Consider the following 12,392-nt stretch of genomic DNA (forward strand, 5'->3'; position numbering starts at 1 on the left):
AAAGCGTGCGGAAAGGACTTTTTTATGAATCGCGAAGACGTCATCGATGGCCTGAAGGGCGGAGCTATCATTGCGATTTCCTCCGCGCCCTTTGCGATCCTGTTCGGCGCCGTCGCTGTCGACAACGGCTTGTCGGTCCTGGATGCGGCCGTCATGAGCGCCACCGTCTACGCAGGCGCAAGCCAATTGGTCGGCATCGAGCTTTTTGGCCATAACGTCGCACCCTGGCTGATCGTGCTCTCGATCTTCGCAGTCAACTTCCGGCATATCCTTTATTCCGCGGCGCTGACCCGCTTCATCAGCCACTTTTCGCCGATCCAGAAGTTCTTCACCTTTTTCCTGTTGACCGACCCGCAATTCGCCGAGGCGGTGAAGCGTGGCGAAGATGGCCGGGGTGTGAGCTTTGAGTGGTATCTCGGTTTCGGGCTCTCGATCTATTTCCCCTGGCTGTTCTTCAGCGCCGTCGGAGCCTGGTTCGGAAGCATGATGGGCGATCCCCGAACATTGGCAATCGACGTCCTGTTGCCGACATATTTCCTGGGATTGGTGCTCGCATTCCGCCAGCGCTCTGGTTTCTATCCCGTCGTATTTGCCAGCACGCTCGGCTCCATCGCCGCCTATCATCTCGTCGGCTCCCCATGGCATGTCAGCATTGGCGCGGCTGTTGGGGTCGCGGTGGCGGCATTGCTGCCGCTACCCGCAAGCGAACCGAAGCCCATCGCCGAAGAGGCGGAGGCCTGACATGAGCGAGATCCTCAACCCGGAAATGCTCCTGTTGATCTTCGCCGCGGCGGTTGCGACCTTTCTCACGCGTGTCGGCGGTTATGTTCTGATCACCCGGATGAAGACGATCCCGCCGCGGATGGAGCAGGCGCTGAATGCGGTGCCGGCTGCCGTCCTGACCACGCTGGTTGCCCCTGCCTTCTTCAATGGCGGATGGGACGTAAAGATCGCCATGTTGGTGGCACTTGTGGTCAGCTTGCGCTATCCGGGCCTGATCATGCTCGCTGCCGGCTGGGCGGCGGCAATGACCAGCCGCCACCTGTTCGGCTTCTGATCGCTCCGCGGCTCAAGCCAGCGGCTCAGTGGCCTCCACAAGCCAATCCTTGACTGCCTGTTTGTCGATAAGCGGCAACAGTTTCTCCCGCACATCGGCGTGATAGCGGTTGAGCCATTCGAGCTCTTCCGACGTCATCATCGCCGGCAAGACGAGCCTACGGTCGATGGGGCACCATGTCAGCGTCTCGAAGGCAAGCATCGGCAGATCGCCGCCGTCGATCTCTTCCGCCGTCTTCACATAGATCAGGTTTTCGATGCGTATACCGAAAGAGCCGGGACGATAGTAACCCGGTTCATTGGAAAGGATCATGCCGGGCAATAGTTCCTGGGTCGCAAGTCGCGAGATGCGTTGCGGCCCCTCATGGACCGAAAGATAGGAACCGACGCCATGGCCCGTTCCATGCGCATAGTCGCCCCCTGCCTTCCAGAGCGCGATGCGGGCGAGCGGATCGAGATCGCAGCCGCGCGTCCCCTTCGGAAAACGCGCCACGCTGATGGCGATCATGCCCTTCAACACCAGCGTGAAGAAGCGCTTTCGATCTTCCGGTACGGCGCCGACAGCGACGGTGCGGGTGATGTCGGTGGTGCCGTTGATATATTGCGCGCCGGAATCGATCAGGAAAAGTTCTCCTGCTTCGAGCTTGCGATCCGTCTCGGTCGTCACCCGATAATGAATGACGGCACCGTGTTCGCCGGCACCTGAGATCGTGTCGAAGGAAATGTCCCTCAAGGGGTTCTGCATGCTCTGGCCGACGCGAACACGGGCTTCCTCCAGCGCCTTCACCGCAGTGATCTCGGTGATCGAACCCGCCGGCTGCGCATCCAGCCAATGGAGAAATTCGACCATGGCCGCACCGTCCTGCAGATGTGCCTGAGCCGAACCTTCCAGCTCTGCCCTGTTCTTGCAGGCGCGCGGCAGCTTGGCAGGATCGGAGGTCTCCACCACCTCCCCGCCGGCGGTGGCGATTGCCTTTGTCAGCGCCAGCGGCGTCAGCTCGGAATCGACCAAGATTTTTCCGCCCTCCTTTGCAAAGAGCGAGAGACGGGCCAGAAATTCCGATGGTGGGTGCTGGGCGGAAATCTGCGCGAGATAGGCGGCAGTCTCGATGCCGGTCTTCATCTGGTCCAGAAAGATTTCAGCCTGGCCCTCGGCCGGAATGATCGCCCGGCTCAAAGGATGCGGCGTGTGCGGGACGTCATCGCCGCGAATGTTGAAGATCCATGCGACGGACGAAGGGTCGGCTATGAGGACCGCAGCCGCCTTCCTCTCCTTCACCTGTCTTGCGATCTCCGCGATTTTCTCGCTGGCGAGAATGCCCGTATGCTCCTGTTTCTGGATCGAAACGGCGCCGAGCGGCTCGGATGGACGATCCATCCAGATAGCATCGAGTGGATTGCCGTCCAGAAGCACCAGCGCGCCTTCGATCTGCGCGAGGGCTCTTTCCAGCCGCCGCGCTTCGGCCCCCGCATGCAGCCATGGATCGATGCCAAGCCGGAATCCTTTGGAGGCATGACGTGGCAGCCAGACATGCGGTGGTTCGTTGACGAGGTCGCCGCCGGTGAAGACAGTGCCGTCGACCTGCTCCGCAAGTTGCGTCACGTAACGTCCATCGACGAAGACCACCGCCTCACGCTGCGTGATGAGCGCCATTCCGGCTGAACCGGTGAAACCGGTAAGCCAGGCAAGCCGTTCGGCCGATGCGGGTACGTATTCGCCTTGATATTCGTCCGCACGCGGCACGAGAAACCCGTCAATTCCAAGCTCTGCGAACCTCGTCCGCAGCGCGGCAACACGCTCGCGGCCGAATTGCGGGGCGGACTTCACTTCGAAAGATTGAAACATGGCTGCAAATTTCCGGCTGCTTGATTCCGAGGAGACCATGCCATGTTAGACGATCTTCGATGGGATGTGCCAGCCGGGTAAGGCATGATCAGCGATTATGCATTTGATGCGACCTCAGGACAGATCGCAGCGTTCTATGCGCTGAGCGCATACCACCAATGAGGGAAACCCTCTCACTGTGCGGTGCAACATAACCTATATCTGGATCATCGAACGGGCGCCAAACAAGGCCCGCTCTCAAAGGATCACTCCGATGGCAAACTCTTTCTTCCGCAATGCCTTCAACCGCGTGGTAGAAGCTCGTGAACGTCAGGTTGCCCGCTACGTCAACGGCGCTTTGCTGAACCTCGACGATGAAACGCTGAAGGGTCTGGGCACCAGCCGCGAAGAACTGCGCCGCAAGGGCGCCACCAGCTACGTATTCTGAATTTAAGGCCGGCGCGACGATCCTCCCTCAATCGCCCGGCTTTCAGAATACGAGACCCGCTTGAGCATCTCCTCCTCCCGGCTCGCGGGTAAGATCAGCGTTTAAGCTGATCGCAAGGCGGCACCGCAAGTGCCGCCTTTTTGCTATCTAGGTATTTCAGCCATGCAGCGTCATCAATGCTGCGGTGCGAGATACCTCAGCCGTGCCGGAGATGGATCGTCACCCAGCCGTTCCGCCAGATCGTACGCACGTGGCGAAGCCTGACGCCGTTATAGGCGGCCAACACCTTCCAGCGCTGCCCCGCCAGAATGCCTGACAGGATGACAGAGCCACCTGGCGCCAGATGCGCAGCAAGTTGCGGCGCCATCTTCATAAGCGGACGCGCCAGAATGTTGGCGATAATTAGATCGAATGGACCCTCCTGAAGGAAGGCAGGCGAATGGAAGCCGGGCGCCGTTTCCAATCGGATTCCGGTCGCGATCCCGTTTCGACGCACGTTTTCCTTGGCCACACGCACGGCGACCGGATCAATGTCGGTTGCGAGAACGGGGATGTTCTTCAGCTTGCGCGCTGCAATCGCCAGCACGCCGCTTCCAGATCCAAGATCGAGCGCGTTGCGGACATTACGGGCCCGCATGACCTCCTCGATCACTTCGAGGCAGCCGGCGGTCGTACCGTGATGGCCGGTCCCGAACGCCTGACCAGCATCGATCTCGATCGCGATATCATTGGCCTTGACCTTGTCGCGGTCATGCGAGCCATGAACGAGGAAGCGCCCTGCCCTGACCGGTTTCAGGCCTTCGAGCGATTTGGCGATCCAGTCGATGTCAGGAATGACTTCGCGCCTGATCGCCGCGTCGGGAAAGGCATGGCCAATGCCTTCGGCCATGCGCACACGCACCGCCTCCTCTTCATCCGCCATCATGTAGACGGAGGCTTCCCAGATATCCCTCTTTTCGTCGACCTCAGTGGTCGCTATGGCCAGATCTTCCTCGCCGAAGACTTCCGAGAGGATATCGAGGATGTGTGCTGCGCCCTTTTCGGTGGACGTGACGTAAAGGCGGATTTCGCTCAAGGAGATAATCTCTCAGCTGATGATCAATGGCCGAGAGGATTGCCACAGAAACATGGGGGGCTTCAACCGCGAAGGCGTCACCCCTTGATCAGATTCTCGAGCTTCTTGACTGCGACGTCGGGATTCTCGCCGTAAGCGATCGTGCCCGCGAAGCGTCCGCCGTTGTCCAGCAGGAACACGGACGCGGTATGATCCATGGTGTAGTCACCGTTCGGGTTCTTTTCGTCCACCGGTACTCTTTTCGCATAGACCTTGAAGCCCTTGATCATCTCGTTGACCTTTTCGGGAGGGCCTGAAATGCCTTTCACCCGATCGGTGACATTCGAGATATATTGGCCGAGCAATTCGGGCGTATCGCGCTCGGGATCGACGCTGACGAAGAAGCCGTTGAGCTTTGTCCCGTCCGGATCGACCTGGCGCAGCCAGCCGTTCAATTCGAAAAGGGTGGTGGGGCAGACTTCCGGGCAATGCGTGAAGCCGAAGAAGAGGGCTGTCGGCTTGTCCTGAAAGGCTTTTTCGGTGACCGGCTGCCCGTTCTGGGCGACGAGTTGGAACGGAACCCCGAACGGACCTTCTGCAAGTTCCTGTCTCGATTGGGTCATTTCCACTGTCAGCCAGACAAGGACGCCCGCAAGTGCCACGACCGCGACCCAGAGGATGGTGCGAAAGGTCTTCATTGGAATTCTCTCAGTTCGCGCCTGCTAGTCAGGCTGCAGTTCCTGGAGAGATAGATGGGAAGTCGTCCACACGCAATTCAACAAGCTGTCGTCGCGCTGATTTGTCCCACGGCACTATGACCCGGTCAGAAACACCAGGACAGGCCGCTCTCATCGAGCGCAAGCACGATGGAAGAGCCGAACCGCAGCCAGCCATAGAAAACCACTCCCCCGAGACCGAGGAAAAGCAGGCTCGCAGCAGCGATTATGGGGACGCGATGAGCGTTGGTGGCGTTGGCGTTCATAGGCATCATTGTAAGGCCCCTCAGGATTTTTCGGAAGCCCCACGCCGAACAAGATTAGCAGAGGATTAATATCTTTCTGAGAGCTTAAGGATGCGAAGTGGTTCAGCGAGTCGGCCCGAAGCGAGAAGCCACGCCATCTATGCGGGCAACCTTCCCGCTGCCTCTGCGACAACCCGCTCACCAAGACATGATGTCGCGCAATTGGTTCGCCTGCCCCAATCGTATTCAAAGATCCACGGATTTCATCCGGCATCAAGGAACTCAAGCAGCATGACGAATAGTCGTTCTCGCAAGACACTTTCCGTGAACCAACGTCTATGGACCCTGGCCGGCGCTGCCTTTGCCGGTATTGGCGCCATGCTCGTCGTCGGATGGTACGAAGGTCATCAGGTTGAACTGGCCCTTGAGCGAGCAACGCACATTCACAACCAGGTAGATTCCGTCAACCAGATGCGGATCGCCAATTCGCAGCTCATACTCGCTGCGATGGACACGATCGTGGACCGCGAAGAAAAGCGGGTAGCACCTGAGCGTATGGAAGTGATCGCATCCTCCATTCGCCAGATGAGTCTCGGCGCAACGGAAATGAGGGCTCTTGCTGCCGAGATCGGCACACCAGCCCTTGTAGCGACCTTTGAAGCTGATCTCGCCGCGGTCGGCAAGGCGATCCAGAGCGATCTCAAGACGATGGTAGAGGCCGGTGCGCCCGACGAGGAATACGCAAAGATCGACGACGCGATCGACGGCGCCGGCGAGCGGCTGGATACAGCGCTGCGAACCCTTGCGGAAAAAGGCAGCACGGTCGTCAAGGAACGGGTTTCGGAAGCCAATTGGGTCTCAAGCAGGTCGCTTTACGTTCAAATCGGCTGCGGGCTTATTGCCCTCGCCATCATGGCAATTCTCCAGATCGTTCATGGAGGCGTGATCCGTCGAGGCATCGCCGGCGTGCGCGCCAGTATGCAGCGGATTGTCAATGGTGACTATGCCACACCGGTCGACGGCGCAGAACGCGGCGATGAGATCGGTGAAATGGCGCGTGCGACGGATATCTTCCGTCTGTCCGCGATCGAGAAACGTCAACTTGAGTCAGACGGCGAAAAGCAACGGCAGCTGAACGATGAGGAGCGCCTTGCGCGCGAAACAGATCAGCGAGCTGCAGCGGACGCGATTCGCGATGCCGTACAGTCGCTCGGCAAAGCGCTCAACCTGCTCGCCGAGGGCAATCTCTCCGTCACCATCGATCACCCCTTCCGCGGCGATCTGGAGCGGCTTCGCGAAGACTTCAACCGCGTCGTCGAACGGCTGCGCCACACCATGAGTGAAGTCGCCACCAATGCCGGCTCGATCAGCGCAAGCGCGAACCAGATGCGCTCGGCCGGCGACGATCTCGCCAAGCGCACCGAGCAGCAGGCTTCATCGCTCGAAGAAACCTCGGCAGCGCTCGAACAAATCACCGCAACCGTCCGCAGCGCCACCCACCGCGCCGAAGAGGCGAGCGAGATGGTTACCCACACCAAGACTTACACGGAACGCTCGGCAACCGTCGTTCGCGACGCGACGGCAGCAATGGGACGGATCGAGGATGCCACGGCCGAAATCGGCAAGATCATCAACGTCGTCGACGAAATCGCCTTCCAGACGAACCTCCTGGCGCTGAATGCGGGTGTGGAGGCAGCCCGTGCGGGCGAAGCGGGCAAGGGTTTTGCCGTGGTGGCTCAGGAAGTGCGCGAGCTCGCAGGCCGCGCGGCCGGCGCCGCCAAAGACATCAAGGCGCTCGTCACCCGCTCGAACCAAGAGGTCAAGACCGGGGTAGATCTGGTCAAGGCTACCGGCGAGGCCCTGACCCGCATCGGCGAGGATGTTCTGAAAATCGATGGCCACGTTCACGCGATTTTCACTTCTGCGCGCGAACAATCAACCGGACTTACAGAGATCAACAGCGCAATCGGCCAGATGGATCAGGCAACCCAGCAGAACGCAGCGATGGTGGAGCAGAGCACTGCCGCAAGCCACTCGCTTGCAAGTGATGCGGAAAGCCTGAACAGGCTGATGAGCCAGTTCCAGATTCGTGGCGCCGGCGGTCCGCGCGCCGTCGATACGGCAGGCACCTCGACGCCCAGCAAACCATCCCCCGCATTGAACTTGATGAACAAGCTCGCGGGAGCCTTCGACAACAACCCCACCTCCGCCAAGCCGAAGGCCGTGGGTTCCTCAAATCAATGGGAAGAGTTCTGACATGACGAATGCCATCAAGCAGTCCGGCGCCTACCTGGAAATCGTCTCCTTCCATCTTGGAGACCAGGAATTCTGCATCGACATCATGGCGATCCGCGAAATCCGCGGCTGGGCGCCGGTGACACCGATGCCGCATACGCCCCCTTACGTTCTGGGCCTGATCAACCTGCGCGGCGCCGTGATCCCGGTTATCGACATGGCCTGCCGCCTCGGCATGAAGATGACGGAACCCTCCGAGCGTTCCGCGATCATCGTGACCGACATCGCCGGCAAGCTGGTAGGCCTGCTGGTTGAACAGGTTTCCGACATGATGACGATCCGCGGAGAGGACCTGCAGCCGGCGCCGGAGATCATCCCGGAAGCCCAGCGCGCCTTCTGCCGCGGGATCGTGGCCCTCGAAAAGACCATGGTCTGCTTCCTGAACCTCGATACGGTCATCGCCGACGAACTGTCTCGCGAAGCCGCTTGATTTTTGCACCGCAAAAGATGCTGCACAACTTCCGCCACACGCCAGCGTGGCGGAAGATTAATTTATTGTAATCATTACATATTTTTAAGAATATTATTCGGAACCACTCTTTCGCATCGCGAGTTCTCCGACCGCAAACGCCCAACCGAACCGCTTCAAAACTCTTCGGCTGGTTACGAAGATAGGAGAATGACCATGAAAAAGGCTTTTGCTCTCGCAATTCTGATGTCTACTGCCACCCTAGGCGGCGCTTATGCCCGTGACATGGGCAGCACCGTAAGATCCGCAACCGATTTTTCCATCGTCTATACTGACCCGGAAATCGACAACAGCGCCAAACGCCTGGATATCCCCGACAGCATCGTCCATCCCACCCCGGCGATGATTCGTCACGCTCAGGCCGAGCTCAGCCGGGATTCGGCTCTTCGCGCCGGCCTGCTGCAGAAGAATGTCGAGTTGAACAACGTCGTAGCGATCGATACCGCTGCGGATGGCAGCCGGATCGTCTACGTCCGCTGATCCGCAACCTATAACCGTCTGAAACCGGGTTCGTCCGCGAGCCCGGTTTTTTCATAGCCTCAGTCAGATTGACTCATGTCGCGCCTCATGACTGTATTTGACCGGATGCTGCGGCAGGACCTGTCGCCATCCGCGCTTTGGGAGGAGCGGTGTGAGCGATGTAGCAGACGTCATCGTCGTCGGCGCGGGTTTGGCTGGCCTCGTGGCAGCCACTGAACTATCCGATGCCGGCCGCTCCGTCATTGTCGTCGAGCAGGAACCCGAGCAGAACCTCGGAGGCCAGGCTTTCTGGTCGCTCGGTGGCCTGTTCCTTGTTGATTCGCCCGAACAGAGACGCATGGGCATCAAGGATTCCTTCGGCCTCGCCTGGCAGGACTGGCTTGGGACGGCGGGGTTTGACCGGGACGACGATTTCTGGCCTCGCGCCTGGGCGGAAGCCTACGTAGCCTTCGCGGCGGGCGAGAAGCGTTCCTGGCTTCGGCAGATGGGGCATCGTCTCTTCCCCGTCGTCGGCTGGGCCGAACGCGGCGGCGGACCGGCGACAGGGCATGGCAATTCGGTGCCCCGTTTCCACATCACATGGGGAACAGGTCCAGGCGTAGTCGAGCCCTTTGAGCGCCGGGCGCGCGAAGCCGAGCAAGCCGGAAAAATCCGCTTCCTGTGGCGCCATCGCGTGGATCACCTCATCACCGCAGGCCAAGCCGTGGTTGGTGTTGCCGGTGCCATTCTCGAACCCAGTTCAGCCGTGCGCGGCGCTGAAACATCAAGAACGCCGGTGGCCGACTTCGAAATTCGCGCGCCCGTGGTGATCGTCGCGTCCGGTGGCGTCGGCGGAAATCAGGACCTCGTGCGGCAGATGTGGCCTGAGAGGTTGGGCAAACCACCCACATTCATGGTCTCGGGCGTGCCGAAACATGTCGATGGACGGATGATCGGCATCACCGAAGCGGCCGGCGGCCGGGTAATCAACCGCGACCGGATGTGGCACTACACCGAAGGCCTTCGGAACTGGAATCCGGTCTGGCAGGATCACGGTATCCGCATTCTCCCAGGTCCCTCCTCGATGTGGTTCGACGCCACCGGCCGGCGCCTGCCTGCACCGTTTTTCCCCGGCTACGATACGCTCGGAACGCTGCGGCATATCTTGGGTACAGGTTACGACTACAGCTGGTTCATCCTGAACCAGAGCATCATCCGCAAGGAGTTTGCGCTTTCCGGTTCCGAGCAGAACCCCGATCTGACCGGCCGCGATTGGAAGCTGACGGCGCGCCGCGCGGTCGGCAGGCGTGCGACCGGGCCTGTGGAGGCCTTCAAGGAACACGGCGAAGACTTCGTGGTCGCTTCGACGCTTGCGGAACTGATTGCGGGCATGAACCGACTGACCGGCAACAATCTCCTGAAACTGGAAGACCTGGAGCGCGAAATTCTCGCCCGCGACAGGCAGATCGACAATCCCTTCTGCAAGGATGCGCAGATCATGGGGATACACAATGCCCGACGCTCTCTCGGCGACAAGCTCGTGCGCACCGCCAAACCACACAGGATTCTCGATCCCGCACACGGGCCGCTGATCGCGGTAAAACTCAATATTCTGACGCGCAAGACTTTGGGCGGACTGGAAACCGATCTCTCCGCGCGCGTTTTGGGACAGGACGGCCAGGTGATTTCCGGCCTCTATGCGGCAGGAGAAGCGGCCGGCTTCGGCGGTGGAGGCCTGCACGGCTATCGTTCGCTCGAAGGCACGTTTCTGGGAGGCTGTCTGTTCTCCGGCCGAACGGCAGGGCAAGCTGCGGCAGCGGCGGTAGCGTAAAATCTCATGGCTTGGGCTTGCCGTTCTTCCAGACCACCTGCTGGCCGTAGAGCGGCACGGTCGAGATCGCCATTTTGGCCGATCCTTCGACGACCTGCCGTGAGTGCGCAAGATAGACCAGAGTGTCGTTCGCCTGGTCATAGATGCGCTTGACGAGAAGATCCTTCCAGATCAGCGAGCGGCCTTCGCGGAACACTTCCTCGCCTCCTCGGGACAGGTCGATTTCGCCGATCTCGATCGGACCTGTCTGGCGGCAGGCAATGGAACTGTTCGACGGGTCCTCGAACCAGTTACCCTTCTTGAGGCGGTCGATAATGCTGCGGTCGAAATAGGTGACGTGGCACGTCACGCCTTTGATCTCCGGATCGGCAACTGCCTCGACGATGATGTCATTGCCAATCCAGTCGACCCCCACCTTGCCGATCACTTCGGCGGACGTGGGTGCCGCGAGGGCGCTGAACGAAAGCGCGGCGGCAGATGCGAGGCAGGCTAGTCGGTTCATGGGGTGCGGGCTCCGGTAAACGATCCGTGATCTGAGATAAGAAGCCCCGGAGCAGAAACAAGCCGGTCCCTCGGACTAGGGTCCTATTTCAGCCTGCAGGTACAGGGATCATAGCCGCCGGAAAAGAGCCTCCCGACCTTCATTCCGATCATCGCGGGTATATCGCGCACATGCGGCACCTGAAGCGACCGGGCAATGGCGATCGCCGCCTGGCCGCAGACCGCGGCATCCTCTGCCGCATTATGATGGGCAAACCGCAACCCCAGATGTCCGGCCAGCACATTGAGTTTGTGCGAGCCGAGATGCGGCCAGACCTTCTGCGCCATCTTCACGCTGCAAAGGTAGGAAAGCTCGGGATATCCCAGGCGATAGACATCCAAACACGCGCGCCAGACGCTGAAATCGAAGGCGGCATTGTGAGCGATCATCGTCGCTCCGCGGAAATCCTCGGCAAATTCCTCCATCACCTCCGGAAATTCCCCGGCGTCTTCCACATGTTCCGGCCGGATTCCGTGGATGGCCACGTTGAATGGAGAAAAGCGCATGCCCTTCGGGCGGATCAGCCTCTCTTCCACGCGCACGACCTCGTTATCCTCGATCCACGCAAGTCCGACCGAACAGGCGCTGCCGCGCTGTTCGTTGGCTGTTTCGAAGTCGATGGCAATGGTCTTCAAGAGCGCTTCCGGGTGTGGTTCCGCCAACTTCTACCGTCGGCAATCCGATTCGGCAAAGATGCCGGAGAATTCTTGTCGTCTCTTGACGCATTGGAACGTGTCTGGCTTGATGTGATCCATGATCAGCTTCGCCGCCCACATGCATTTTACCGTGACCATTCACCCCGCAGGGTGCGTGGCGGTATTGGCGCGTTAGCCGGTCATCCGTCCACCAACCCTGCCGAAGTACGGCGGGGTTTGGCTCTCCCGCTCAGCTTCGGCAAAACACGAAGGAGAGCGCGATGAAACTCAATGAAGACGCCCGTAAGCCACCGCGATCGGAGCGGCTGGAAGGTCTTGTAGTCCGTGCAGTGCGCGATACCGACGCCGAAGCCCTGAACGCACTCATCAATATGCCCGGCTATCGCCATGGCACGTTGCGTGTCCCCTACCAACGCCTGGAGGAAACCCGCAAACGGTTGGAAAACCCAACACCCGGAACGATGAATCTGGTCGCACTTTACGAGGACCGGATCGTCGGAACCGGCGGCATTAATCGCTTCTCCGACAGGAGGCAGCATGCGGCAAGTCTCGGCATGGGGGTCCACGACGATTATGTCGGCCAAGGCATTGGCAGTGTTCTTATGAGTGAGATGGTGAAGGCGGCGGACGACTGGCTGGACATCCGCCGGCTGGAACTGACGGTCTTTATCGACAATGAACCGGCGATCGCCCTTTACAGAAAATTCGGGTTTGAAACGGAAGGTATTTTGCGCGACTTCGCCTTCCGTGAAGGCCGCTATGTGGACGCCCACTCCATGGCTCGCTTGAGGGTTTGA

At 59.9% G+C, this 12,392-nt stretch carries 14 protein-coding genes; 8 read left to right on the plus strand and 6 right to left on the minus strand.

Annotation, left to right across the window (positions count from 1 at the left end):
- Window positions 1-24: 24 nt before the first annotated feature.
- Together C5L13_RS07020 and C5L13_RS07025 are read left to right on the plus strand one after the other, a co-directional pair.
- Window positions 25-741: an AzlC family ABC transporter permease gene (locus C5L13_RS07020; RefSeq protein ID WP_105382523.1), complete on the plus strand. Its 717-nt coding sequence runs from the start codon at window positions 25-27 to the stop codon at window positions 739-741.
- Between the two features lies 1 nt (window position 742).
- A complete protein-coding gene (locus C5L13_RS07025) occupies window positions 743-1,057 on the plus strand; it encodes an AzlD family protein (RefSeq protein WP_105382524.1) in 315 nt (104 codons plus the stop codon).
- Window positions 1,058-1,069: 12 nt separating this feature from the next.
- On the opposite strand, the gene C5L13_RS07030 is transcribed toward C5L13_RS07025, so the two are convergent.
- The gene (locus C5L13_RS07030; protein WP_105382525.1) at window positions 1,070-2,902 is read right to left on the minus strand and encodes an aminopeptidase P family protein; all 1,833 of its coding nucleotides are present in this window, start codon (window positions 2,900-2,902) and stop codon (window positions 1,070-1,072) included.
- A gap of 253 nt (window positions 2,903-3,155) precedes the next feature.
- Between C5L13_RS07030 and C5L13_RS28940 the strand changes: the two genes are divergently transcribed.
- The gene (locus tag C5L13_RS28940) at window positions 3,156-3,329 is read left to right on the plus strand and encodes a hypothetical protein (RefSeq protein WP_170117218.1); all 174 of its coding nucleotides are present in this window, start codon (window positions 3,156-3,158) and stop codon (window positions 3,327-3,329) included.
- Window positions 3,330-3,525: 196 nt separating this feature from the next.
- Here the strand turns inward: C5L13_RS28940 and C5L13_RS07040 are convergent, their stop codons facing one another.
- From C5L13_RS07040 to C5L13_RS28690, 3 genes are all read right to left on the minus strand, one after another.
- The gene (locus C5L13_RS07040; protein ID WP_105382527.1) at window positions 3,526-4,404 is read right to left on the minus strand and encodes a 50S ribosomal protein L11 methyltransferase; all 879 of its coding nucleotides are present in this window, start codon (window positions 4,402-4,404) and stop codon (window positions 3,526-3,528) included.
- 77 nt (window positions 4,405-4,481) lie between these two features.
- Window positions 4,482-5,081: an SCO family protein gene (locus C5L13_RS07045; RefSeq protein WP_105382528.1), complete on the minus strand. Its 600-nt coding sequence runs from the start codon at window positions 5,079-5,081 to the stop codon at window positions 4,482-4,484.
- A 125-nt stretch (window positions 5,082-5,206) separates the two neighbouring features.
- Window positions 5,207-5,374: a hypothetical protein gene (locus tag C5L13_RS28690; protein WP_158693405.1), complete on the minus strand. Its 168-nt coding sequence runs from the start codon at window positions 5,372-5,374 to the stop codon at window positions 5,207-5,209.
- Between the two features lie 261 nt (window positions 5,375-5,635).
- On the opposite strand from C5L13_RS28690, the gene C5L13_RS07050 reads away from it, so the two are divergent.
- The 4 genes from C5L13_RS07050 (at window position 5,636) to C5L13_RS07065 (ending at window position 10,398) form a co-directional block, all read left to right on the plus strand.
- The gene (locus C5L13_RS07050) at window positions 5,636-7,600 is read left to right on the plus strand and encodes a methyl-accepting chemotaxis protein (RefSeq protein WP_105382529.1); all 1,965 of its coding nucleotides are present in this window, start codon (window positions 5,636-5,638) and stop codon (window positions 7,598-7,600) included.
- 1 nt (window position 7,601) lies between these two features.
- Entirely contained in the window at window positions 7,602-8,069 is a 468-nt protein-coding gene (locus C5L13_RS07055; protein ID WP_105370048.1) for a chemotaxis protein CheW, read from the plus strand.
- 195 nt (window positions 8,070-8,264) lie between these two features.
- On the plus strand, window positions 8,265-8,588 hold the full coding sequence (locus C5L13_RS07060) for a hypothetical protein (protein ID WP_105382530.1): 324 nt from the start codon (window positions 8,265-8,267) through the stop codon (window positions 8,586-8,588).
- Window positions 8,589-8,739: 151 nt separating this feature from the next.
- Entirely contained in the window at window positions 8,740-10,398 is a 1,659-nt protein-coding gene (locus C5L13_RS07065; protein ID WP_105382531.1) for an FAD-binding dehydrogenase, read from the plus strand.
- Between the two features lie 4 nt (window positions 10,399-10,402).
- Here C5L13_RS07065 and C5L13_RS07070 read toward each other — a convergent pair whose 3' ends face one another.
- Both C5L13_RS07070 and C5L13_RS07075 read right to left on the minus strand, forming a co-directional pair.
- Complete coding sequence (locus tag C5L13_RS07070) at window positions 10,403-10,900, minus strand: CreA family protein (RefSeq protein WP_105382532.1); 498 nt, start codon at window positions 10,898-10,900, stop codon at window positions 10,403-10,405.
- An 83-nt stretch (window positions 10,901-10,983) separates the two neighbouring features.
- Window positions 10,984-11,574, minus strand: a complete 591-nt coding sequence (locus C5L13_RS07075; protein ID WP_105382533.1) for a 3'-5' exonuclease — start codon at window positions 11,572-11,574, stop codon at window positions 10,984-10,986.
- Between the two features lie 281 nt (window positions 11,575-11,855).
- Between C5L13_RS07075 and C5L13_RS07080 the strand changes: the two genes are divergently transcribed.
- Entirely contained in the window at window positions 11,856-12,392 is a 537-nt protein-coding gene (locus C5L13_RS07080) for a GNAT family N-acetyltransferase (RefSeq protein WP_105382534.1), read from the plus strand.

Origin of the sequence: Neorhizobium alkalisoli (assembly GCF_002968635.1) — a bacterium.
Classification (GTDB): Bacteria; Pseudomonadota; Alphaproteobacteria; order Rhizobiales; family Rhizobiaceae; genus Neorhizobium; species Neorhizobium alkalisoli.